This is a genomic window from Rhodococcus sp. NPDC003382, assembly GCF_053589135.1.
The window spans coordinates 156,753-178,972 of sequence record NZ_JBSFRH010000001.1 but is presented as its reverse complement, the minus strand read 5'-3'; the positions used below and the strand labels follow the sequence as shown (position 1 = coordinate 178,972).

Genomic DNA, 22,220 nt, shown 5'->3' with positions numbered 1-22,220 from the left:
GCTACAACGCCGACGCGGTCGCGGGAACGGCCGACCACAGGCGGTCGAAGGCGCCCTCCAGCAGATGCTCGTACGCCTCGGGGTCCGGCATCACCGCCTGCTTCGTCGAGAAGGTCAGGTCGAGTGCGTCACCGAGCGTCACGACCGAGTGCATCAGGCCGACGAGCCGGTTGAGGCAGGGCACGCTGAATCCGCCCACGGCGGGACTGTCCCCGAACCGCAGGGCGTCGGCGGAGCCACGTGGCACGTTCGACAGGCCGGTGTTCGTCGCCCCGGCACGGCCGCAGGTCGACACGACCGCCTTGCGCACGGCCCGCCACAGCGAGTACCGCATGCACAGGGACGGCACCGCGTCGAGTGACGATTCGACGGCGATCCACTCCGGTCGCCACACCCGGTCCTTCTCGCGGGCCACCGACTCGTGGATCAGATGCAGCCGCGTCAGCGGATCGGTCCGGTCGGTGTGCAGATCGACGTGCAGATCGCTGATCTTGTTCTCGGCCACCAGACCGGACCTGGCCCCGACCGAGATCGGAACATGGGCGGCCAGCGAGGCCGCCGGCGTCTCACCCCGCTCCGCGAGGTAGGTGCCCACCGCGTCCGAGACCACCGTCAGCATCACGTCGTTGACGGTCGTCCCGGTGGCATGCCCGAGCGCCCGGACGTCCCGCAGCTCGAACCGGACCCGGCCGAACAGGCGGGTGCTGTCGTCCACGACGTTGAACCGGGTGCGCGGGCGTGGGGTCCCGGGCTGGGCGATCTCACCGGAGGCGACCAGCGCACGGAGCGACCGTCGGCCCCTCATCCACCGGCGAACCGCCCCCGCGTAGCGCACGTAGTCGCCGGGCAGTTTCCGGACCGCCGCGACCGGGCCGGGAACCGGGACCGGGGTGCCGCCCCGGGAGGGTTCCGCAGCCGGGTCGTCGAACAGGGCGCGCGCGATCTGCACCGCGCCCTTTCCGTCGGCTATCGAGTGGTGGACCCGCAGCACGACGACGGTCGCGTGGTCCGGGAGGTCGCCGACGCCCCGCACGTCGGACAGCACGTGGAGTTTCCAGAGGGGGCGGCCGAAGTCGAGGGGCTGTTCCGCGAGCGAGGCGAACAGCCGGTGCAGGTGGGGGCGGGTCGTGTGCCCGATCCGGCGGAAGTCGATGTGGTGATCCGGGTCGACGGCGGCCTCGACCCAGTACGGATAGCCGAGGTCCCACGGCACCCGCTGCAGGCGCCTGCGCAGCGCGGGGGTCCGGTGGGTGCGCTCGAGGATCCAGTCGACGGCCTCGGCGTGGGTCGCGATCGGCGTACTCCCCTGCCGTGTGTCGAAGACGTAGAAATGCGTCATGACGCTGGGAGTGTCTCCCCGGCTCGCGCGGTCCCCGTAGACATACACGGCGTCACGCGCCGCGAGCTCGGTTCCCGATTTCCTGCCCATGGTCTCTTCCCCCGTGAAGCGACTTCGGTCACTGATCGGTGTTCTCTCGGATGCGTCAAATTTAGTGACGCACCCGAACGACCGTACCTTCTCGGGGTTCGAGCGGGGCGGGGCGGAGCCGGACCGGGCGTGTCAGAAGCCGAGCCGCCCGAGCTGCTTGGGGTCGCGCTGCCAGTCCTTGGCGACCTTCACGTGCAGGTCGAGATAGATCTTCACGCCGAGAAGCTTCTCGATCTGCTTACGGGCCGCGGTACCGACCTCGCGCAGTCGCGCGCCGCCCTTGCCGATGACGATGCCCTTCTGGCTCGGCCGCTCCACGTACAGCAGGGCGTGCACGTCGAGCATCTCGCCCTGCTTCTCGGTGCGGCCTTCACGCTCGACCACCTCTTCGATGACGACGGCCAGCGAGTGCGGAAGTTCGTCGCCGAGGCCCTCGAGCGCGGCCTCGCGGATGAGCTCGGCCATGAGGGTTTCCTCGGGCTCGTCGGTGAGCTCGCCGTCCGGATAGAAGGCCGGGCCGGGTTCCATGTGCGAGGCGAGCACGTCGACGAGCACCTCGACCTGTTCCCCGGACGCCGCCGACACCGGCACGACCTCGGCGTCGGGACCGAGCAGCTTCGACACCGCCAGCAACTGCGCGGCGACCTGTTCCTTACCGACCTTGTCGATCTTGGTGACGACGCCGATGAGCGTCGTGCGCGGCGCGACGTTGCGCACCTGATCGAGGATCCACCGGTCACCGGGGCCGATCTTCTCGTCGGCGGGAATGCACAGGCAGATCGCGTCGACCTCCGAATAGGTATCGCGCACAAGGTCGTTGAGCCGCTGCCCGAGCAGCGTACGAGGCCGGTGCAGACCCGGAGTGTCGACGAGGATCAGCTGTGCGTGGTCGCGGTGCACGATCCCGCGGATGGTGTGCCGGGTGGTCTGCGGCCGCGACGAGGTGATGGCGATCTTGCTGCCGACCAGAGCGTTGGTGAGCGTGGACTTGCCGGTGTTCGGACGGCCCACGAAACACACGAAGCCGGAACGGAAGTCGGTGTCGGTCATGCAAGCTCCTGGGTGTGGGTCATCGTTCGGATTCCTCGGCGGTTTCGGGCTCGGGCTCGTCGGCCGGGGCGCGCTGGACGTGCACGGTGTTGATCCGCACCCGACCGCGCGCGTTCGGACCGCCTTCGCCACGCAGGATCAGCCCGCGGGTGGTGACCTCCGAACCCGGCAGCGGCACCCGGCCGAGTTCGAAGCCCAGGAGACCACCGACGGTGTCGACCTCGTCATCGTCGATTTCGATGTCGAACAGTTCACCGAGGTCCTCGACGGGCAGACGCGCGGACACCCGGTAGGTGCCGTCGCCGAGGTCCTCGACATCGGGGGTCTCGTCGGCGTCGTATTCGTCGGCGATCTCCCCGACGATCTCCTCGATGACGTCCTCGATGGTGACCAGTCCCGCGATGCCGCCGTATTCGTCGACGAGCACCGCCATGTGGTTGCGGTCGCGCTGCATCTCCGCGAGCAGGTCGTCGAGCCGTTTCGAATCCGGGACGAAGACCGCAGGCCGCATCACGTCGGCGACCTTGACGCTGCGTCCGCCGTCGCGCGAGTAGTAGGTCTGCTGGACGAGGTCCTTGAGGTAGACGACGCCACGGATGTCGTCGACGTTCTCGCCGATGACCGGGATGCGGGAGTGACCGCTGCGCACGGCGAGCGAAGTCGCCTGCCCCGCCGTCTTGTCCTCCTCGATCCACACCATCTCCGGGCGCGGCACCATCACTTCGCGGGCGGTGGTGTCGCCGAGATCGAACACCGACTGGATCATGCGGCGTTCGTCGTCGGCGACGACGCCGCGTTCCTGCGCCAGGTCGACGAGTTCGCGCAGTTCGATCTCGTTGGCGAACGGGCCGTTCCGGAAGCCGCGGCCCGGGGTGAGGGCATTGCCGATGAGGATGAGCAGCCGGCCGATCGGGCCGAACAGCACGCCGAGGAACCGCAGCGGGATCGTCGCGGCCAGTGCGATCGGATAGGCGTGCTGGCGGCCGAGCGTGCGCGGCCCGACCCCGATGACGACGTAGTCGACGAGCACCATGACCGTGGCGCTCACGACCAGCGCCCACGTGCGGTCCAGGACCTCGAGCAGTGCCCCGGCGAGCACCACCGTCGCGGTGATCTCGCACAGGATCCGAAGCAGGACCATGAGATTGACGTAGCGGGGGCGATCCTCGAGGATCTGCCTCAGCCGCTGTGCTCCCGGCCGTTCGTCCTTGGCGAGTTCGTCGACGCGCGCGGCGGAGACGGTGTTCAGCGCGGAATCGACGGCGGCGAACAGCCCGCCGAGCGGCACCAGGACGACCGCGATCGCCACGAGTGCGAGGGCGCTCATGCGTTTGCTCCCACGACGGCCCCGCTACTGCTCGGGATTGTCGGACAGACCGACCTTGCCGAGCAGCTGCTGGTCGCGGGCGGCGAGCCGGGCCTCGTGTTCGGCGCGGCGCAGTTCCTCGTACCACTCCTCGAGGAGCTGGTTCTGGAGACCGAACATCTCCTTCTCCTCCTCGGGTTCGGCGTGGTCGTAGCCGAGGAGGTGCAGCATGCCGTGCACGGTGAGCAGGGCGAGTTCGTGGTCGAGGGAATGCCCGGCCTTGGCGGCCTGATCCGCCGCGAACGACGGGCACAGCACGATGTCACCGAGCATCGACGGACCCGGTTCGGGTGCGTCCGGGCGACCGCCCGGTTCGAGTTCGTCCATCGGGAACGACATCACGTCGGTGGGACCCGGCAGGTCCATCCACCGCATGTGCAGATCGGCCATGGCATCGGAGTCGACGAGCACCATCGACAGCTCCGCCGCGGGGTGCACGTCCATCCGCGCGATCACGAAGCGGGCGACGTCGAGCAGGTTCTCCTCGACGACGTCCATCCCGGATTCGTTGGAGATCTCGATGCTCATCGGTGTCGTTCCTTCTGCACTGCTGACGGGATTCGGAAGTGGGGATGGCTCATCGGCGCTGCACCCGGTGCTGCGTGGAGCGCCGCTGTGCCCGGTTGCCGAGGGCGACCTCGCCGGAACGCTGGGCTTCGTAGCGGCCGTAGGCGTCGACGATGTCGGACACGAGCTTGTGTCGCACCACATCGCTGCTGTCGAGCGTCGCGAAGTGGATTCCGTCGATGTCGTCGAGGATCTCGGTGGCGGCGCGCAGGCCCGAACGAGCACCACCGGGCAGGTCGACCTGGGTGATGTCGCCGGTGACAACGATTTTCGAGCCGAAGCCGAGGCGGGTCAGGAACATCTTCATCTGCTCGGCGGTGGTGTTCTGGGCCTCGTCGAGGATGATGAAGGCGTCGTTCAGGGTGTTGTGCGTCAGTAGGAAATCCTCTGTGACGTACAGCGAGTCGGCAGCGGCGACCCTGATGCAGACCGCCTCCTCGGTACCGGCGGATTCGATGCTCTCGATGTACCGCCGAGGTGTCTTGGGGCTGTTCTCCGCGTACTTCTCTGCTTTCCTTCGGAGCCGGAACGGCACGCATCCTTCGGGCAGACGGATGTCGACGATGTGCGCGTCGTGCCGGTACTCGACGTCGCGGCCGCGGGCGTTTCCGGGCTTCCGACCTTCGGCAGGCCGGGTGCGGCTGTATGCGACGCCGCCCAACGACTGCACGAGGAAGAGGACGTCGTCGCGCAGTTGATCCGACACAGTCGCGTACTGCACTCGGCACGTCCGACCGGTCTGAATGACCGGTCCACCATCGGAGTCGAGAAGACCCTGTAAGACGGCGAGGCGCACGTCGGCCGAATTGTGCAGGTACTCCTTCGGCACGAACTTGGTCGGCGACTTCGTGCCCCAGACTGCCTCGACCAGCTCCGGGTCGGCAGTGGTGAAGCTCGGCGTAGCCACGCCGGCCATGCAGCAGTCCCCGAGCATCAGGCCCAGCGCGTACGGATCCAGCGGCACCGGCACGGGAGCGAACTCGACCGGCGCGGCGAGCATCGGAATCTCGTAGCGGTGGTAGTGCGCGGCACGGAGATTGCCGATCATCTCCTTGGCCTCGAGCACCCGCGGCCCCTTGCCGCGCCTGCGATCGCTGCGGGTGTAGACCGACCACAGGTGATCGGTCGAGCAGAGGGTGGACGCCCCGTCCTGGGTAGTCACCCGCACGATGTCCTTGAATCCCTGCGGGTAGACGCCGAGCACTTCGGTCGGCCGACCGTCCGAACCGATCACCTCGTCGCCGACCTTCACGTCGCCGATCGGACGGAACCCCTCGGGCGTGAGGACCTTGGTGGACAACGGCTGCGCCCGGCCACGCATATACGCCAGCGGCGCGACCTCGATGACGCCGGCCTGCATGAGCTTCGGGATCGCCTCCGGATCCATCATGTCGTGCAGCGCGTCGTGCAGCGGACGCAGATAAGGGTCGATCTTCTCGTGCAGGGTCCCCGGCAGGAAGCCGAGGCGTTCACCGGCCTCGACGGCCGGGCGGGTCAGGATGATGCGGGTGACCTGCTTGGTCTGCAAGGCCTGCACGGCCTTCGCCATCGCGAGATAGGTCTTGCCGGTACCGGCGGGGCCGACGCCGAAGACGATGGTGTTGGCATCGATCGCGTCGACGTAGCGCTTCTGATTGAGCGTCTTGGGCCGGATCGTCTTGCCGCGCCGCGACAGGATGTCCAGGCTCAGCACGTCGGCCGGCGATTCGGACAGCCCCTGGGTGAGCATGCCCACGGTGCGGCGCACGGCGTCGGGGGTCAGCGGCTGGCCACGGCCGACGATCGTGACGAGTTCGCCGAGGACCCGTTCCGCGAGGGCGACCTCGGCGGGAGTCCCGGTGAGGGTGACCGAATTGCCGCGCACGTGGATGTCCGCATCGAGCACGCGCTCGAGCGCGACGAGATTCTCGTCGGCCGCCCCGAGCAGCGGAGCCGCCGCTTCCGGCGGCAGGTCGAGACTGGATCGGACGATGGTCCGTTCAGGTTCCGCGGAGTCGCGGATGTCGTCTGATTCACTCACGTGGACGGTACGGCCTGCTTTCCGTTCGGCTCCCACACGACGGTCGTCGTGATCGTGCCAGTCTAGCCCTGGGCAGTACCGACATTCACCGCATTACCCCCGGGCCTGGTCGGGGGCGTGCTCGTGCAGCCACCGGCGGGCCTGTTCGACGACCCGGGCGGCCCGTTCCGGGGAAACCCCGGCCAGCACCAGCACACCCAGCGCGATGCTCTCGCCCGAGTCGCGGACCAGGCCCAGATTGGCCTGTTCGAGGGTCGCCATCGTGAGGCCTTCCATCATCCCGACCAGCACGACCGACGGCAGATAGTCGGAGAAAATCCCCGCGGCGCGTCCGCGTTCGACGATGTCGAGCGTGCGGGTGCGCAGCGGCGCGACGAGGTCGGCGATACATTGTTCGCCCACTTCCTTGCGGGCGAAGGACAGCAGCAACCGGTACCGGTCCCCGACCGGCCAGGTCCGGAGCGCACCGACAGCCAGCGCCACGTCGGGATCCTCGGGTTCGGCGAGGTCGACCGCGGCGGCCAGTTCCGCGGCGGCGTCGGCGGCGATGCCGTCGACGAGGGCATCGCGGTTCGGGAAGTGCGCGTAGACCGTGCGCCGGACGACGCCGGCGGCACGGGCGACGTCATCCATGCTCGCGTCGGGATCGGCTGCGAAGGACTCCATCGCCGCGTCGAGGATGCGGCGCCGGTTGGCGTTCGTCCGGGTCCGTGCCGGTGGCGTGTGCGAATTCGCCTGTCGCGCGACGGGTTCCTGCACGTTGCACACCTCTTCCACCGAACATCTGTGACCTCGATCAAGTTTAGTTGCACACCCGTGTGCAGAAATCTAGGTTGCACACAGTTGTGCAATTGGTGTTCGAGATCACCCGGAGGAGAGGTCCATGACGACAGTCACCGGTCACGCGGCGTCCACACCCGCACCGCCCTATCCACGCCGCTGGGCGGGGTTGGCGGTGCTGTGCCTGAGCCTGCTGATCGTCGTCATGGCCAACACCGCGCTCATCGTCGCGGCGCCGAGCATGCTCCGCGAACTCGCCCTCACCAGCGCCGACATGCAGTGGATCATCGACGGCTACACCGTCCCCTACGCGGCGCTGATGCTGCTGTGCGGCGTGCTCGGCGACCGCTACGGCCGCCGAGCCGCGCTCCTGGCCGGCCTGGCGATCTTCGCGGCCGGCGCGATCGCAGGCAGCCTCGCCGACAGCGCGACCGCGGTGATCGTCGCGCGCATCGTCATGGGCACCGGCGCTGCCGTGATCATGCCCGCGACCCTGTCTCTGCTGGTGGCCATGTTCCCGGCTTCCGAGCGGGCCCGCGCGATCGCCGCATGGGCCGCGACGTCCGGTCTCGCCATCGCACTCGGGCCGCTGCTGGCCGGGTGGCTCCTCGAGAGCCATTCGTGGGGATCGACGTTCCTGATCAACGTTCCCATCGCCGCGTTCGCCGCGGTCGCATCCCTCGCGCTGGTTCCGGCCTCGAAGGCCGACGGCCTCACCCGCGTCGACTGGATCGGCGGCGCCCTGTCCGTGGTCGCCGTCGGTGGCGTCGTCTACGCGATCATCGACGGCTTCCACTTCGGCTGGAGCCTCTCCGCACTCGGGGCGCTCGGGACGTCGGTCGTCGCGGCGGTCGCATTCGTCGCGTGGGAGTTGCGGCACCCGCAGCCGCTGCTGAACCTGCGGCGGGTCGCCGACCGCGCGGTCGGCGGCGCGTGCATCTCGGTGCTGCTGCTGTTCTTCGCAACCTTCGGGCTCATCTACTTCGTCGCCCAGCAGTTCCAGTTCGTGCTCGGCTACGGACCGCTCGAGACGGGCCTGCGTCTGCTGCCGCTCGCGGGGTCGGTGTCGGTCGGCGCCGCGCTGGGCGGTCGCCTCGTTCCGCGGTTCGGTGCCCGCATCCTCGTGGCATGCGGAATGGTCGCGACCTCCGCCGGAGTGTTGCTGCTCGCCGCGCTCGAACCGACCTCCGGCTACGACATCTTCCTGGCGTCGCTGCTGCTCGTCGGTCTCGGCATCGGCCTGGCGACCCCGCCCGCGACCGACCTGATCATGGGCGGATTCCCCGACACCGATCTGGGCGCGGCCGGCGGCCTCAACGACACCGCCGTCGAGTTCGGTGGATCCGTCGGCATCGCGCTGCTCGGGTCGGTGCTCGCGACGTCGTACCACGACGAGATCGCCGGATTCCTGTCCGGTCTGCCGCTGAACAACCTCACCGGCGACCTGGCCGACAAGGCGGCACTCGCGCTCGAGGCGGCCGGTGATTCGGTCGGTGGTGCCGCGATCGTCGCGGAGGAACTGGCCGCGAATCCGTTCGCGAAGTCCTACGCGCAGCCGTTGCTCGATGCGTCGAGCGCGGCGTTCGCCCACGCGATCGTCGACGCCGCGCTGGTCGGGGGCATCGCGCTGGCGGTCGGCACCGTCGTCGTCACGGTGATCCTGCCCGGGCGGGTGCCCGTCGGGACCGGTCAGGCCTGATCGAGCAGTAGGTCCAGCGACAGCTTCCAGCAGACGCTGTCCTTGTTCAGGAACGCGAAGTGGTCCTCCCCGTCGACGACGTGCAGGGCCACTTCGTCACCGGCCTCGCGGGCAGCGTCGGCGTAACGCGCCGCGACCTTCGCGGGCACCTGCTCGTCCTCGGATCCGTGGACCAGCACGATCGGCCGGCCGATCGGCACGCGATGCCGCGGCGACGCCGACCGATACACGTGCGGGTTGTCCTCGAACGGCTCGCCGAACAGGTCCTCGAGATAGTCGACGCGCCGGCCCCGCTCCCCCGCCGACGCCAGGTCCAAGGCCGCGGCCTGACCGACCACCAGCGACGGCCGCACCGCCGTGTCCTCACCCGCGAGCCACACCGCGAGCTGGCCGCCGGCCGAGTGCCCGACGACCCGCACCTGCGTCGGGTCGACTTCGATGCCCGCGGCGCGGGCGTGGTCCGCCACCAGCGTCGCGGTCGCGTCGAGCGCGGCGACGACGTCGGCGGACATCTCCGGCCACCGTCCGCCCGCGCCGAGACGGCGGTATTCGATGTTCCACGCGGCGACGCCGCGCCGGGCCAGTTCCGTCGCGAGGGGCGTGCCCAGGTTGAGGTGGTAGTTGCCGCTCCAGTACCCGCCGTGGATCACCATCACGACCGGCACCGGTCCGTTCCCGGCCGCACCGTCCGGGAGGTAGAGATGACCGAACTGCTGGGGTTCCGAGCCGTAGGCGATGCGGGTACGCGACATGGCCGAAACGCTAGTCGAGCGGGCGTGCGCCCCAGCGACCGGACAGCACTCCGATCGCCCCGAGCGCCACCGCGGCGGCCGTGGACGTGCGCAGCACCGTCGGGCCGAGCAGCACGGGCGTCGCCCCCGCCTCCGTCAACGTCGCGACCTCGCTGTCGTCGAGACCTCCTTCGGGCCCGACGACGAGCACCAGCTCGGACGCGTCCGCGAGCGGCAGCGACGCGAACGGTGCGGTCGCCGACTCGTGCAGCACCGCGACGACTCCGCCGCGCGCGACCGTCTCGCGGACGAGCGCCACGACTCCGGCGGTGCGGGTGACCGGCGCGACGGGCGGAATGTGTGCCCGGCGGGACTGCTTGGCCGCCGCGACCGCGACCGCCTGCCAGCGGGCCACACCCTTGTCGGCCTTGGGGCCGTCCCAGCGCGCGACGCACCGCGCGGCCTGCCACGGCACGAACGCGTCCGCGCCCGCTTCGGTGGCGAGTTCGACGGCCAGCTCCGACCGCTCCGACTTGGGCAGCGCCTGCACGACGGTGACCGACGGGGACGGTGCGGCCAGCTCCCGGCGATCCAGGACGGTCGCCTCGAGCCGGTCCTTCGTCACGGCACTCACCTCGACGTCGGCGACACCGCCGCGACCGTCGGACAGCACGAGCCGCTCCCCGACCGCGATGCGCCGGACCGTCGCCGCGTGCCGGCCTTCCTTGCCGTCGAGCACGGCGACCTCACCGGTGCCGGGCAGGGGGTCCAGATAGAACAGGGTCGCAGCCACCGCCGTCGCCTAGCGGGCGCTGAACGCGTCGCGCAGCCGGGAGAACAGGCCCCCGGAGTGCTGCGAGCTGTTGGACACGACCTCGGCGCGGTCGCGCTCGTTGTGGCGACGCAGGTCCTCGAGCAGCTTGGTCGTCTTGTGGTCCAGCTTGGTCGGCACGACGACCTCGAGGTGGGCGTGCAGATCGCCGCGGGTGCCCGACCGCAGCTTCGGCATGCCGTGTCCGCGCAGCACCGCGACCGAGCCGGGCTGTGTGCCGGCGTCCACCGTGATCTCGGTGGGGCCGTCGAGGATCGTGTCGACGGTGACGGTGGTGCCCAGCGCCGCGTCGATCATCGGCACCCGGATCGTGCAGTGCAGATCGTCGCCGTCGCGGACGAACACGTCGTGCTGCTGCTCGATCACCTCGACGTACAGGTCGCCGGCGGGGCCGCCGCCGGGACCGACCTCACCCTGCGCGGCGAGGCGGATGCGCATGCCGTTGCCGACGCCGGCGGGCACCTTGACGGTGATGTCGCGGCGCGACCGCACGCGGCCGTCGCCGCCGCACTTGCGGCACGGGTCCGGGATGGTCTCGCCTGCACCGCGGCAGGTCGGGCACGGACGGGACGTCATGACCTGGCCGAGGAACGAACGCTGCACGGACTGGACCTCGCCGGCGCCGCCACAGGTCGCGCAGACGACCGGCTTCGAATCGCCGTTGGTGCCCGATCCGGCGCAGCCGTCGCACAGGATCGCGGTGTCGACGGTGATGGTCTTGGTGACACCGGTCGCGCATTCCTCGAGCGTCAGGCGCGTACGCAGCAGCGAATCGGCACCGGGCTGCACGCGACCGCGAGGCCCGCGCGCGCCGCCGCCCGCGCCGCCACCGAAGAACGCCTCGAATACGTCGCCGAGACCACCGAACCCGGCGCCGGCGAAGCCGCCCGCACCGCCGCCTCCGGACGCCAGCGGATCGCCGCCGAGGTCGACGATGCGCCGCTTCTCCGGATCCGACAGCACCTCGTAGGCCGCGGAGATCTCCTGGAAGCGCTTCTGCGCCGACTCGTCCGGGTTCACATCCGGGTGATGCTCACGCGCCAGCTTGCGGTACGCGCGCTTGATCTCCTGGTCGGTCGCGTTCTTCGACACGCCGAGCGTCGCGTAGTAGTCCCGTGCCACGTTAGGTTCTCGTCCTTACTTCTCTACACACATGAACGGTGCTCAGCGTTCGCCGAGCACCTCACCGATGTATCTCGCAACGGCCGCAACCGACGCGATGGTTCCCGGATAGTCCATCCGAGTGGGGCCCAGCACACCGAGGCCGCCGAATACGGTACCGGCGGCGCCGTAGCCGGTGGACACCACCGACGTCCCGCGCATCTCCGCGACCTGCGTCTCCTCGCCGATCCGGACGGTCACCCGACCCGCGTCCTGGCTGGCCGCGAGCAGCTTGAGCACCACGACCTGCTCCTCGAGGGCCTCGAGGACGGCACGCAGCGACCCGGGCACCCCCGCGTGACCGTCGAAGTCGGCGGCGTTGCGGGTCAGGTTGGCGGTGCCGCCGAGCACCAGTCGCTCCTCGGGATGCTCGACGAGCGTCTCGACGAGGACCGTCGCGCAGCGGATCACCGCGTCGCGCAGATCGTCGGGGGCCTCCTCGGCCAGTTCCGACACGGCGATCGACGCCGCGGCGAGCCGCTTGCCGCACAGCGCCGAGCCGAGCAGCTCGCGCAGTCGGGACAGGTCCTCGTCGTCGACGACATCGCCGAGTTCGACGATGCGCTGATCGACCCGGCCCGAATCGGTGATGAGCACCAGCAGCAGCCGGGCCGGGGTCAGTGCGACGACCTCGAGGTGACGCACCGACGATGCCGACAGCGTCGGGTACTGCACGACCGCGACCTGCCGGGTCAGCTGTGCGAGCAACCGCACCCCGCGGCGCAGCACGTCGTCGAGATCGACACCGGATTCGAGGAACTGGAGGATCGCGCGGCGTTCGGCTGCCGAGAGCGGTTTGACGTCGGCGATCCGATCGACGAACTGGCGGTATCCCTTGTCGGTGGGCACGCGTCCCGAGCTCGTGTGCGGCTGGGTGATGTATCCCTCGGCCTCGAGTACGGCCATGTCGTTGCGGACGGTCGCGCTGGACACGCCGAGGTTGTGCCGCTCGACGAGCGTCTTCGATCCGATGGGTTCCTTGGTGGCGACATAGTCCGCAACGATCGCGCGCAACACCTGGAATCGCCGTTCCTCGGTGCTCGACATCCCCGCCCACCTCCGTATCTGTCGCCACACTTCACGGTTCGGGCCCACGCGCGACCCGCACGCGGCGCCGCGCGCAGTGTGCCTCGTCGTTCCAGTCTAGTCGCCGCGGCGCACTGTCCCGAGGCGACGGCGGTGCCGTGGGTCCGTCGTACTGTGGATTCATGATTTTCAAGGGTGTCCGGGACGGCAAACCGTATCCCGATCACGGCCTGTCGCTGCGCGACTGGTCTCGGATCCCACCTCGGCAGGTTCGGCTCGACGAGATCGTCACCACCACGAAGGTCCTCGAACTCGATCGGCTGCTGTCGGAGGATTCCACCTTCTACGGCGATCTGTTCCCGCATGCCGTGCAGTGGCAGGGCGTCCTGTATCTCGAGGACGGCCTGCATCGCGCGGTGCGGTCGGCGCTGCGCAACCGCACCGTCATGCACGCGCGGGTGTTCGACTACGACGCGCTGACTCCGGGCGGTTCGCTCGGTCCGGGTGCCGAGATCCCGGGTTCGGGAGTTCCCGGCACGGGGGTTCCGAGCACCGAGGCGAGCTGGATCGACCTCGACACCGGCCTGCCCGACGGGCGAAACGGCAGCTAGACGAGGATCGAGCGGACCACCGCGTCGGCGAGAAGCCGGCCCCGGTCGGTGAGCACCAGGTGATCGCCGCGCAGATCGGCGAGCCCGTCCGCGACGACCGTCCGTGCGGCGTCCCGTTCCGACGCGCCCAGTGCCGCCCACGGCAGGCCGGTGCGCAGCCGGACGGTGAGCATGACGAGTTCGGTGTGGGTGTCGTCGGCGGTGAGTTGCTCGCTGCCGCCGACCGGTAGCCGTCCCTGGGCGAGGGTGTCGGCGTAGCGGGCGGGATGTTTGACGTTCCACCAGCGCACTCCACCGACGTGGCTGTGCGCGCCGGGGCCCGCGCCCCACCAGTCGCCGCCGTCCCAGTACCCGAGATTGTGCGCGCACCGCGCGGACGGGTCGCCGGCTCGCGCCCAGTTGGACACTTCGTACCAGGTCAGCCCGGCTTCCTCGAGCCGCGAATCGATGCGTTCGTAGCGGGCCGCGAGGATGTCGTCGTCGGGTGCGGGCAGTTCCCCGCGGCGCACCTTCCGCGCGAGGGCGGTGCCGTCCTCGACGATCAGCGCGTACGCGGACACATGGTCGACGCCGGCCTCGAGCACGGCGTCGAGGGACCGGTCGAGGTCCTCGTCGCGTTCGCCGGGGGTGCCGTAGATGAGGTCGAGGTTGACGTGCTCGAACCCGGCGGCGCGGGCCTCCCGAGCCGCCGCGACGGGCCGTCCCGGGGTGTGGGTGCGGTCGAGCACGGCCAGTACGTGCGAGGCGGCGGATTGCATGCCCAACGACACGCGGGTGTAACCGGCGTCGCGAATCCGGGCGAAGAACTCGGGTCCGGTCGATTCCGGGTTGGATTCGGTGGTCACCTCGGCGCCGGGGGCGACCCCGAAGCTGGATCGGACGGCGCCGAGCACGTCGGCGAGGCCGTCCGCGCCGAGCAGCGACGGGGTGCCGCCACCGACGAACACGGTGTCCGCGGCGGGTGCGCCGAGCATGTCCGCGGCGATGTCGAGTTCACGCCGCAGGCCCGCGAGCCAGGACTGCGGGGACGCCGACGACCCCAGCTCGCCCGCGGTGTACGTGTTGAAGTCGCAGTAGCCGCAGCGGGTCGCGCAGAAGGGCACGTGCACGTACACCCCGAACGGCCTGCTGCCGACTCCGGCGCGGGCCGCGGCCGGGAGTTCGAATCCGTCGTCGGTCGCGGTTGCGTTGCCCGTTCTCGTCTCGCTCACGGCTTCCAGTGTTCCAGAGCCGGGCGGGCCGCCGACCGGCCGCGGTGCGGTGACCTCGGTATTTCCCGCGATTTGGGTGGAAATGTCGTCCAGGATTCGGCTTCGCCCCCGTGACATGGCACAATGGTCGCCATGACCGGACTCGGAGTGCGACTCGTGGCTCGCCGCCACGTCGACTTCAAGCGCGTCTGCGCGTCCTGCTGTCAGCCTTGTGCCGTCTGTTCCTGCGCCGACTGTCGGTAGTCAGTCACCTACTGCCGCCGGCCGGCACCACCCCCGGCAAGCCCCCAGATCCTGCCGGGTCGAGGCATGTCTGCGCGAAGTACAGCCCACAGCGACGTCCCCGACCCGGTCCCTCGCCAAATCCCAGGAGTCCCTGCATGTCGTCGACCACCGACGTCTCCCCCGCCGGAGATCCCGCCGCTCCCGCACGGCCGCGGGCGGCACGCCCGGCCAAGCGCCGGGCCGAAGGCCAGTGGGCTCTCGGTTACCGCGAGCCGCTCAACGCCAACGAGCAGACCAAGAAGGACGACAATCCGCTCAACGTGCGCCGCCGGATCGAGGAGATCTACGCGCACCAGGGTTTCGACAGCATCGACAAGTCCGATCTGCGCGGCCGGTTCCGCTGGTGGGGTCTCTACACCCAGCGTGAGCAGGGCTACGACGGCACCTACACCGGTGACGAGAACATCGATCTGCTCGAGGCCAAGTACTTCATGATGCGGGTGCGCTGCGACGGCGGCGCGCTCAACGTCGAGCAGGTGCGCACCATCGGCGGCATCTCCACCGAGTTCGGCCGCGACACCGCCGACCTGTCCGACCGGCAGAACGTCCAGTACCACTGGATCGAGGTCGAGAACGTCCCGGAGATCTGGCGGCGCCTCGAGTCGGTGGGCCTGAAGACCACCGAGGCGTGCGGCGACTGCCCGCGCGTGGTGCTCGGTTCCCCGCTCGCCGGTGAGTCCCTCGACGAGATCATCGACGGCACCCCGGCGATCGACGAGATCGTCCGTCGCTACATCGGCGACCCGCAGTACTCGAACCTGCCGCGCAAGTTCAAGACCGCGATCTCCGGACAGCAGGACGTCGTGCACGAGATCAACGACGTCGCGTTCATCGGCGTCGAGCACCCCGAGCACGGTCCCGGCTTCGACCTGTGGGTCGGTGGCGGTCTGTCCACGAACCCGATGCTCGCGCAGCGGGTCGGCGCCTGGATCCCGCTCGACGAGGTTCCGGACGTGTGGGAAGGCGTCGTCGCGGTGTTCCGCGACTACGGTTACCGCCGGCTGCGGTCCAAGGCCCGCCTGAAGTTCCTCATCAAGGACTGGGGCATCGAGAAGTTCCGCGAAGTTCTCGAGACGGAGTACCTGAAGCGCCCGCTGATCGACGGCCCTGCGCCGGAACAGCCCGCCCGCCCCATCGATCACGTCGGCGTGCAGAAGCTGCGCAACGGCCTCAACGCCGTCGGGTTCTCCCCCATCGCGGGCCGCGTGTCCGGCACCATCCTGACGAAGGTCGCCGATGCGGTCGAGCGGATCGGTTCGGACCGGATCCGTTTCACCCCGTACCAGAAGCTGATCGTCCTCGACGTCCCCGACGACAAGGTCGACGAGCTCATCGCCGAGCTCGAACCGCTCGGCCTGCAGGCCCGTCCGTCCGCGTGGCGGCGGAATCTGCTGGCGTGCAGCGGCATCGAGTTCTGCAAGCTGTCGTTCGTCGAGACCCGCAAGCGTTCCCAGGTGCTCGCACCGGAACTCGAGGAGCGGCTCGCGGACATCAACGCGCAGCTCGACGTCCCGATCACCATCAACATCAACGGCTGCCCGAATTCGTGCGGCCGGTCGCAGATCGCGGACATCGGGTTCAAGGGCCAGCTCGTCGACGACGGCGAGGGCAACCAGGTCGAGGGCTACCAGGTGCATCTCGGCGGCAGCCTCGGCCTGGACAGCGGTTTCGGCCGGAAACTGCGGCAGCACAAGGTGAACAGCACCGAGCTCGGCGACTACATCGAGCGAGTGGTGCGCAACTTCGTCAAACAGCGGTCCGAGGGTGAGCGGTTCGCTCAGTGGGCCGTGCGCGCAGAGGAGGCGGACCTTCGATGACCACCACAGAGACCACCGAGGACCTTCGAATTCTCGCCGCGCAGGGGGCTGCGAGCCTCGAAGGCGCCTCGGCACTGGAATTGCTGCAATGGACCGAGGAGACCTTCGGTTCCGCAGTGAGCGGCGACCGCAGCGGCTACGTCGTCGCGTCGAACATGCAGGACGGGGTGCTCGTGCATCTCGCCGCGCAGGTGCGGCCGGGCGTGGACGTGCTGTTCCTCGACACCGGGTACCACTTCGCCGAGACGCTCGGCACCCGGGACGCCGTCACCCAGGTGTACGGGGTGAATCTCGTCGAGGCGAAGGCGGCGCACTCGGTGGCCGAGCAGGACGAGTTGCTCGGCAAGGATCTGTTCGCGCGTGATCCGAACGAGTGCTGCCGGTTGCGGAAGGTGGTGCCGCTGAAGGAAACCCTGAAGGGTTACCGCGCGTGGGTCACCGGCATCCGCCGGGTCGAGGCCCCGACTCGGGCCAACGCGCCGCTCGTCTCGTTCGACGAGGCGTTCGGGTTGGTGAAGATCAACCCGATCGCCGCGTGGTCGGACGAGGACATGCAGAACTACATCGACGAGCACGGGATTCTCGTCAATCCCCTGGTCGACGAGGGCTATCCGTCCATCGGATGCGCCCCCTGCACCGTCAAACCACTTCCCGGAGCCGATCCGCGCAGCGGACGGTGGGCCGGCCGAGCCAAGACCGAATGCGGGTTGCACTCCTCATGACACTCATCGACACGAACCTTTCGGAATCCCGAATCAAGTTGGACGGCAACAAGTTCGACACTCTCGACGCGCTCGAGTCGGAGGCGATCCACGTCTTCCGTGAGGTCGCCGGCGAGTTCGAACGTCCGGTGATCCTGTTCTCCGGCGGCAAGGACTCGACGGTGCTGCTGCACCTCGCGCTCAAGGCCTTCTGGCCCGCGCCGCTGCCGTTCGCGCTGCTGCACGTCGACACGGGACACAACCTGCCCGAGGTTCTGGCCTTCCGCGACCACGTCGTCGAGAAGTACAACCTGCGCCTGCACGTCGCGAAGGTCGAGGACTACCTCGCCGACGGCCGCCTCACCGAGCGGCCCGACGGCATCCGCAACCCGCTGCAGACCGTTCCGCTGCTCGACGCCATCTCCGAGAACCGCTTCGACGCGGTGTTCGGCGGCGGCCGCCGCGACGAGGAACGCGCCCGCGCCAAAGAGCGGATCTTCTCGCTGCGCAACGCATTCGGGCAGTGGGATCCGAAGCGTCAGCGTCCCGAGCTGTGGAACCTGTACAACGGCAAGCACGCTCCCGGCGAGCACGTCCGGGTGTTCCCGCTCAGCAACTTCACCGAACTCGACATCTGGCGGTACATCGCCCGCGACGACGTCGAGCTCGCGAGCATCTACTACGCGCACCAGCGTCCGGTGTACCGGCGCGACGGCATGTGGATGACCCCCGGCGTGTGGGGCGGCCCCGCCGAGGGCGAGGAACTCGAGACCCGTTCGGTGCGGTACCGCACCGTCGGCGACGGGTCCACCACCGGCGCGATCCTGTCCGAGGCCTCGACCAACGAGGAGATCCTCGCCGAGGTCGCCGCGTCCCGCCTGACCGAGCGCGGTGCGACCCGCGGTGACGACCGAGTTTCCGAAGCGGCCATGGAAGACCGCAAGCGAGAGGGCTATTTCTGATCATGAGCGACCTGCTTCGACTCGCTACAGCGGGCAGCGTCGACGACGGCAAGTCCACCCTGGTGGGCCGCCTGCTGTACGACACCAAGTCCGTCCTGGCCGACCAGATCGACGCGGTCACCCGCGCTTCGGTCGACAAGGGCCTCGACACCCCCGACCTGTCTCTGCTCGTCGACGGCCTGCGCGCCGAACGCGAACAGGGCATCACCATCGACGTCGCCTACCGGTACTTCGCGACCCCGAAGCGCAGCTTCGTGCTCGCGGACACCCCGGGCCACGTCCAGTACACCCGCAACACCGTCTCCGGTGCGTCCACCGCGCAGCTCGTGGTGCTGCTCGTCGACGCCCGCAAGGGTGTGATCTCGCAGACCCGCAAGCACGCCGCCGTCCTCGCGCTGCTCGGTGTGCCGAAGCTGGTGCTCGCGGTGAACAAGATCGACCTCGTCGAGGATCCGGCGACGGTGTTCGCGCAGATCTCCGCCGAGTTCAACGAGCTGACCTCGTCGCTGGGCTGGGCGCCCGAGGACGTGCAGGAGATCCCGGTCTCCGCACTGCACGGCGACAACGTCGCGACCCGCTCGGAGAACACCCCGTACTACGACGGCCCGACGCTCATCGAGCACCTCGAGTCCGTCCCCGTCGACGCCGACGTGCACGGCCGTCACGAGTCCGGCCTGCGCTTCGCGGTCCAGTACGTGATCCGCCCCCGCACCGCCGAGTACCCCGACTACCGCGGCTACGCCGGGCAGATCGCGTCCGGTTCGGTGCGTCCCGGCGACGAGGTCGTCGTGCTGCCCTCGGGCATCCGCACCACCGTCGAGCGCATCGACACCGCGGACGGCGAACTCGACGTCGCGCACGCGGGTCGCTCGGTCACACTGATCCTGGCCGACGACGTCGACATCTCCCGCGGTGACCTCATCGCGTCTCCCGAGAAGGCACCCGAGCCGCTCGGCGAGTTCGAGGCGACCGTGTGCTGGCTCGCCGAGAAGCCGCTGCGCCCCGGCGCCCGGCTGCTGCTCAAGCACGGCACCCGCACGACCCAGGCCATCGTCGGCGCGCTCGAGGAGCGTTTCGACGAGCAGAACCTGACGTCGATCCCCCACCCGGACACGGTGGAGCTCAACGAGATCGCCCGCATCTCGGTGCGCGTCGCGGAGCCGATCCCGGCCGACGACTACACCGTGAACCGCCGCACCGGCAGCTTCCTGCTCGTCGATCCGGCGGGTGGGAACACGCTCGCCGCCGGCCTGGTGGGCAACGGTCTGGCTCAGATCGAGCTCGGGGAATCCGTCCCGGCATGATCCCGGTGATCGCCGTCGCGCACGGCAGCCGTGACCCGCGCTCCGCGCAGGCCATGGCTGCCGCGCTCGCGGCGTTGCGGGCGCGACGACCCGGCTGGTCCGTGCGCCTGGCATTCCTGGATCTCAACGCGCCCTCGGTGCGGCAGGCCCTCGACGCCGTCGCCGCCGAGGGGCATCGGCGCGTGGTCGTCGTTCCGCTGTTGCTGGGCAGCGCATTCCACGCGCGCGTGGATCTGCCCGGTATCCTCGCCGACGCCCGCGTCCGGCACCCCCGTCTCGATGTGGTGTGCACCGACGTCCTCGGCGCCGACCGTCTGCTGACCGCGGCGGCACGGGACCACGTGGCCGCGACCGGCGTCTCGCGCCTCGACCCGTCCGTGGGAATCGCGATGTGCGCGGTCGGTTCCCGGCGACCCGGCGCCGACGCGGCAACCGCCGCCGTCGCGCCACGACTGCTCGACGGCACCTCCTGGACCCACGTGCGGGCATGCTTCGCGACGTCGGCCCCCGGTGTCGTCGACGCGCTCACCGAACTCCGCGAGGCCGGTGCCCGCCGGCTCGTCGTCGCGCCGTGGCTGCTCGCTCCCGGTCTCCTGTGGGACCGCACCTGCGACGCCGCGCGGTCCGCCTTCCCCGACGTCCGGTTCGCCGCTCCCCTCGCCACCGGCAACGCCGTCGGATTCCTCGTCGAGCGCCGGTACCACGAGGCACTCGCGGACACCGAGCGCACCCGGGTGCTGCGCAGCGCCTGAGCCCGCGCGGCCGCGTGTCGTTCTACCCTGGTTCATCTGCAACGGTTACAACGGATGCCGTTCCCCGTTGCACCGAGGACCAGGAGACTCCCGTGCAGAGCGAATTGCGCCACTACATCGACCGGCTCCGCACCGAGGGGTTCTCCGTGCGCGACGACCACGGCGAAGACCCCGATCTCATCGACATCGACGGCCGCGCCGTCGACACCTGGCGGGAGAACTACCCGTACGACCACCGCATGGACCGCGCGACCTACGAGGTCGAGAAGTACCTGCTGCAGATCGAGCTCCTGAAGTTCCAGTCCTGGTCGCTCGAGAACGGTTCCAAGCACATCATCGTGTTCGAAGGCCGTGACGCCGCCGGCAAGGGCGGCACGATCAAACGCTTCCAGGAGTACATCAACGTGCGGCACGCCCGGGTGGTCGCGCTGAGCAAACCGTCCGAACGCGAGAGCGGACAGTGGTACCTGCAGCGATACATCGCCCACTTCCCCACGGCCGGTGAGCTCGTCTTGTTCGACCGGTCCTGGTACAACCGCGCCGGTGTGGAACGGGTGATGGGCTTCTGCACCGACGACGAGTACGAGAACTTCATGACGCACGTGCCGCTGTTCGAGCAGCTGATCATCGACGCCGGGATCTCCCTGACCAAGTTCTGGTTCTCGGTGACCCGCAACGAGCAGCGCACCCGGTTCGCGATCCGCCAGCTCGATCCGGTCCGCCGCTGGAAGCTGTCGAACATGGACCTCGAGTCACTGGACAAGTGGGAGAAGTACACCGAGGCGAAGGAGGAGATGTTCCGACGGACGGACACCGACCACGCGCCGTGGACCACGATCAAATCCAACGACAAGAAGCGCGCACGCATCAACGCGATGCGGCACTTCCTGAACAGGTTCGACTACGACGACAAGGACCGGCAGGTGGTGTTCGACCCCGACCCGAAGATCGTGCAACGCGGAAAGCACGCCGTCGGAGACTGATCCGCCTCGCGTGCGGAATGCTGACAAGATCGTGGGATCTGGCTCACACTGGATGGGAGTCCAAGGAGTCACCACCATGAGCACAGCATCGATCAGACGCGGAATCGTGGCGGGCATCGACGGATCGGACAGCGCGCTGGGTGCCGCGCGCTGGGCAGCCTCCGTCGCGCAACGGTTCGGCGAGCCTCTCCACCTGCTCCATGTGCAACCGAACGGATCCGGGGGCGACTACGGCGACCCCGAAGGACTCCTCGACGCCGCCGAGACCGCGGTGCGGGCCGGACCGGGTGGGGTCGAGATCGAACGCGACATCGAACACGGCACACCGCAGAAGGTGCTGGTCGAGAAGTCCGGAACGGCCCGGATGATCGTGCTCGGTCACCTGACGACCACGGAGTGGCAGTCGATGTTCCACGGCTCCGACGTCGTGTACACGACCAATCACGCGAAGTGCCCGGTCGTGTCGTGGCGCGGCGAACCGCCCCCCGAGGCGGTCAACGGCCGTCCCGTGGCCGTCGGGGTCGACGGCAGTGAACTCAGCGTCAAGGCGATCGAGCACGCCTTCGAGTTCGCGGCGTTCGTCGGTGCCCCCTTGGTCGCCGTCCACAGCTGGACCGAACAGTCCACCCTCACCTACGGGGAGGGTTCCCGGTTCATCGACTGGGAGGACTACGTGAAACAGCAGACCGCGATGGTGGCCGAGAGCCTCGCCGGATGGCGGAGCCGCTACCCCGACGTGGAGGTCACGCACAGCGTCGAGCGCGGCAAGCCGGAGGAGGCGCTGCTCGAGCATTCCGCGCGGTCGCAGCTGGTCGTCGTCGGCAGCCACGGCCGCAGCCCGATGACCGCCGCGGTGCTCGGATCCACCAGCCAGTCGCTGCTGCATCACGCGCTGTGCCCGGTCCTGGTCGCCCGGGAGAGCTGACCGGACCG

19 protein-coding genes and 1 pseudogene are annotated in these 22,220 nt (G+C 69.3%); 9 read left to right on the top strand and 11 right to left on the bottom strand.

Annotation, left to right across the window (positions count from 1 at the left end; translation table 11 throughout):
- Position 1 precedes the first annotated feature (1 nt).
- From ACWDUD_RS00855 to ACWDUD_RS00830, 6 genes are all read right to left on the bottom strand, one after another.
- Positions 2-1,429, bottom strand: a complete 1,428-nt coding sequence (locus ACWDUD_RS00855) for a wax ester/triacylglycerol synthase domain-containing protein (protein WP_450108063.1) — start codon at positions 1,427-1,429, stop codon at positions 2-4.
- A gap of 132 nt (positions 1,430-1,561) precedes the next feature.
- Complete coding sequence (gene era, locus ACWDUD_RS00850; RefSeq protein WP_197252158.1) at positions 1,562-2,479, bottom strand: GTPase Era; 918 nt, start codon at positions 2,477-2,479, stop codon at positions 1,562-1,564.
- Between the two features lie 19 nt (positions 2,480-2,498).
- On the bottom strand, positions 2,499-3,806 hold the full coding sequence (locus ACWDUD_RS00845) for a hemolysin family protein (protein ID WP_450108062.1): 1,308 nt from the start codon (positions 3,804-3,806) through the stop codon (positions 2,499-2,501).
- Positions 3,807-3,830: 24 nt separating this feature from the next.
- The gene (gene ybeY, locus ACWDUD_RS00840; protein WP_248673304.1) at positions 3,831-4,373 is read right to left on the bottom strand and encodes an rRNA maturation RNase YbeY; all 543 of its coding nucleotides are present in this window, start codon (positions 4,371-4,373) and stop codon (positions 3,831-3,833) included.
- Between the two features lie 49 nt (positions 4,374-4,422).
- Entirely contained in the window at positions 4,423-6,432 is a 2,010-nt protein-coding gene (locus ACWDUD_RS00835; protein ID WP_450108061.1) for a PhoH family protein, read from the bottom strand.
- 93 nt (positions 6,433-6,525) lie between these two features.
- Complete coding sequence (locus ACWDUD_RS00830; RefSeq protein WP_374068687.1) at positions 6,526-7,191, bottom strand: TetR/AcrR family transcriptional regulator; 666 nt, start codon at positions 7,189-7,191, stop codon at positions 6,526-6,528.
- Between the two features lie 124 nt (positions 7,192-7,315).
- On the opposite strand from ACWDUD_RS00830, the gene ACWDUD_RS00825 reads away from it, so the two are divergent.
- The gene (locus tag ACWDUD_RS00825; protein ID WP_450108060.1) at positions 7,316-8,911 is read left to right on the top strand and encodes an MFS transporter; all 1,596 of its coding nucleotides are present in this window, start codon (positions 7,316-7,318) and stop codon (positions 8,909-8,911) included.
- On the opposite strand, the gene ACWDUD_RS00820 is transcribed toward ACWDUD_RS00825, so the two are convergent.
- The 4 genes from ACWDUD_RS00820 to hrcA are packed head-to-tail and all read right to left on the bottom strand — an operon-like array spanning position 8,902 to position 12,682.
- A complete protein-coding gene (locus ACWDUD_RS00820; protein WP_450108059.1) occupies positions 8,902-9,663 on the bottom strand; it encodes an alpha/beta hydrolase family protein in 762 nt (253 codons plus the stop codon). The two genes, ACWDUD_RS00825 and ACWDUD_RS00820, sit on opposite strands and share 10 nt — an antisense overlap.
- Positions 9,664-9,673: 10 nt before the next feature.
- A complete protein-coding gene (locus ACWDUD_RS00815; protein WP_450108058.1) occupies positions 9,674-10,435 on the bottom strand; it encodes a 16S rRNA (uracil(1498)-N(3))-methyltransferase in 762 nt (253 codons plus the stop codon).
- Between the two features lie 9 nt (positions 10,436-10,444).
- Complete coding sequence (gene dnaJ / locus ACWDUD_RS00810; protein WP_450108057.1) at positions 10,445-11,596, bottom strand: molecular chaperone DnaJ; 1,152 nt, start codon at positions 11,594-11,596, stop codon at positions 10,445-10,447.
- Positions 11,597-11,638: 42 nt separating this feature from the next.
- Complete coding sequence (gene hrcA, locus ACWDUD_RS00805; protein ID WP_248673306.1) at positions 11,639-12,682, bottom strand: heat-inducible transcriptional repressor HrcA; 1,044 nt, start codon at positions 12,680-12,682, stop codon at positions 11,639-11,641.
- 161 nt (positions 12,683-12,843) lie between these two features.
- Here hrcA and ACWDUD_RS00800 point away from each other — a divergent pair.
- Positions 12,844-13,149: pseudogene (locus ACWDUD_RS00800) on the top strand (type II toxin-antitoxin system VapB family antitoxin); the annotation flags it as partial.
- Positions 13,150-13,268: 119 nt separating this feature from the next.
- Here ACWDUD_RS00800 and hemW read toward each other — a convergent pair.
- A complete protein-coding gene (hemW, locus tag ACWDUD_RS00795) occupies positions 13,269-14,492 on the bottom strand; it encodes a radical SAM family heme chaperone HemW (RefSeq protein ID WP_450108147.1) in 1,224 nt (407 codons plus the stop codon).
- Positions 14,493-14,863: 371 nt separating this feature from the next.
- Between hemW and ACWDUD_RS00790 the strand changes: the two genes are divergently transcribed.
- The 7 genes from ACWDUD_RS00790 to ACWDUD_RS00760 all read left to right on the top strand — a co-directional run bounded on the left by ACWDUD_RS00790 (position 14,864) and on the right by ACWDUD_RS00760 (position 22,212).
- Positions 14,864-16,585: a nitrite/sulfite reductase gene (locus ACWDUD_RS00790; protein WP_197252168.1), complete on the top strand. Its 1,722-nt coding sequence runs from the start codon at positions 14,864-14,866 to the stop codon at positions 16,583-16,585.
- The gene (locus ACWDUD_RS00785) at positions 16,582-17,307 is read left to right on the top strand and encodes a phosphoadenylyl-sulfate reductase (RefSeq protein ID WP_197252169.1); all 726 of its coding nucleotides are present in this window, start codon (positions 16,582-16,584) and stop codon (positions 17,305-17,307) included. Before ACWDUD_RS00790 ends, ACWDUD_RS00785 begins: the two co-directional genes overlap by 4 nt.
- Entirely contained in the window at positions 17,304-18,248 is a 945-nt protein-coding gene (gene cysD / locus ACWDUD_RS00780) for a sulfate adenylyltransferase subunit CysD (RefSeq protein WP_197252170.1), read from the top strand. The genes ACWDUD_RS00785 and cysD overlap by 4 nt, the downstream gene beginning before the upstream one ends.
- A gap of 2 nt (positions 18,249-18,250) precedes the next feature.
- Positions 18,251-19,552, top strand: coding sequence for a sulfate adenylyltransferase subunit 1 (locus ACWDUD_RS00775; protein WP_450108056.1), 1,302 nt, complete (start codon positions 18,251-18,253; stop codon positions 19,550-19,552).
- Positions 19,549-20,304 carry a sirohydrochlorin chelatase gene (locus tag ACWDUD_RS00770; RefSeq protein ID WP_450108055.1) on the top strand — a complete coding sequence of 252 codons (756 nt, stop codon included), beginning with the start codon at positions 19,549-19,551 and terminating at the stop codon, positions 20,302-20,304. Before ACWDUD_RS00775 ends, ACWDUD_RS00770 begins: the two co-directional genes overlap by 4 nt.
- 92 nt (positions 20,305-20,396) lie before the next feature.
- Positions 20,397-21,287, top strand: coding sequence for a polyphosphate kinase 2 (gene ppk2, locus ACWDUD_RS00765; RefSeq protein WP_450108054.1), 891 nt, complete (start codon positions 20,397-20,399; stop codon positions 21,285-21,287).
- Positions 21,288-21,363: 76 nt separating this feature from the next.
- Positions 21,364-22,212 carry a universal stress protein gene (locus ACWDUD_RS00760; protein WP_450108053.1) on the top strand — a complete coding sequence of 283 codons (849 nt, stop codon included), beginning with the start codon at positions 21,364-21,366 and terminating at the stop codon, positions 22,210-22,212.
- The last annotated feature ends 8 nt before the right edge of the window (positions 22,213-22,220 follow it).

Excerpts from the sequence above, each read along its gene's own strand:
- ACWDUD_RS00855 (WP_450108063.1), bottom strand. The coding sequence starts at position 1,429 with ATGGGCAGGAAATCGGGAACCGAGCTCGCGGCGCGTGACGCCGTGTAT.
- era (WP_197252158.1), bottom strand. The coding sequence starts at position 2,479 with ATGACCGACACCGACTTCCGTTCCGGCTTCGTGTGTTTCGTGGGCCGT.
- ACWDUD_RS00845 (WP_450108062.1), bottom strand. The coding sequence starts at position 3,806 with ATGAGCGCCCTCGCACTCGTGGCGATCGCGGTCGTCCTGGTGCCGCTC.
- ybeY (WP_248673304.1), bottom strand. The coding sequence starts at position 4,373 with ATGAGCATCGAGATCTCCAACGAATCCGGGATGGACGTCGTCGAGGAG.
- ACWDUD_RS00825 (WP_450108060.1), top strand. The coding sequence starts at position 7,316 with ATGACGACAGTCACCGGTCACGCGGCGTCCACACCCGCACCGCCCTAT.
- ACWDUD_RS00820 (WP_450108059.1), bottom strand. The coding sequence starts at position 9,663 with ATGTCGCGTACCCGCATCGCCTACGGCTCGGAACCCCAGCAGTTCGGT.
- hrcA (WP_248673306.1), bottom strand. The coding sequence starts at position 12,682 with ATGTCGAGCACCGAGGAACGGCGATTCCAGGTGTTGCGCGCGATCGTT.
- ACWDUD_RS00790 (WP_197252168.1), top strand. The coding sequence starts at position 14,864 with ATGTCGTCGACCACCGACGTCTCCCCCGCCGGAGATCCCGCCGCTCCC.
- ACWDUD_RS00785 (WP_197252169.1), top strand. The coding sequence starts at position 16,582 with ATGACCACCACAGAGACCACCGAGGACCTTCGAATTCTCGCCGCGCAG.
- cysD (WP_197252170.1), top strand. The coding sequence starts at position 17,304 with ATGACACTCATCGACACGAACCTTTCGGAATCCCGAATCAAGTTGGAC.
- ACWDUD_RS00775 (WP_450108056.1), top strand. The coding sequence starts at position 18,251 with ATGAGCGACCTGCTTCGACTCGCTACAGCGGGCAGCGTCGACGACGGC.
- ACWDUD_RS00770 (WP_450108055.1), top strand. The coding sequence starts at position 19,549 with ATGATCCCGGTGATCGCCGTCGCGCACGGCAGCCGTGACCCGCGCTCC.
- ACWDUD_RS00760 (WP_450108053.1), top strand. The coding sequence starts at position 21,364 with ATGAGCACAGCATCGATCAGACGCGGAATCGTGGCGGGCATCGACGGA.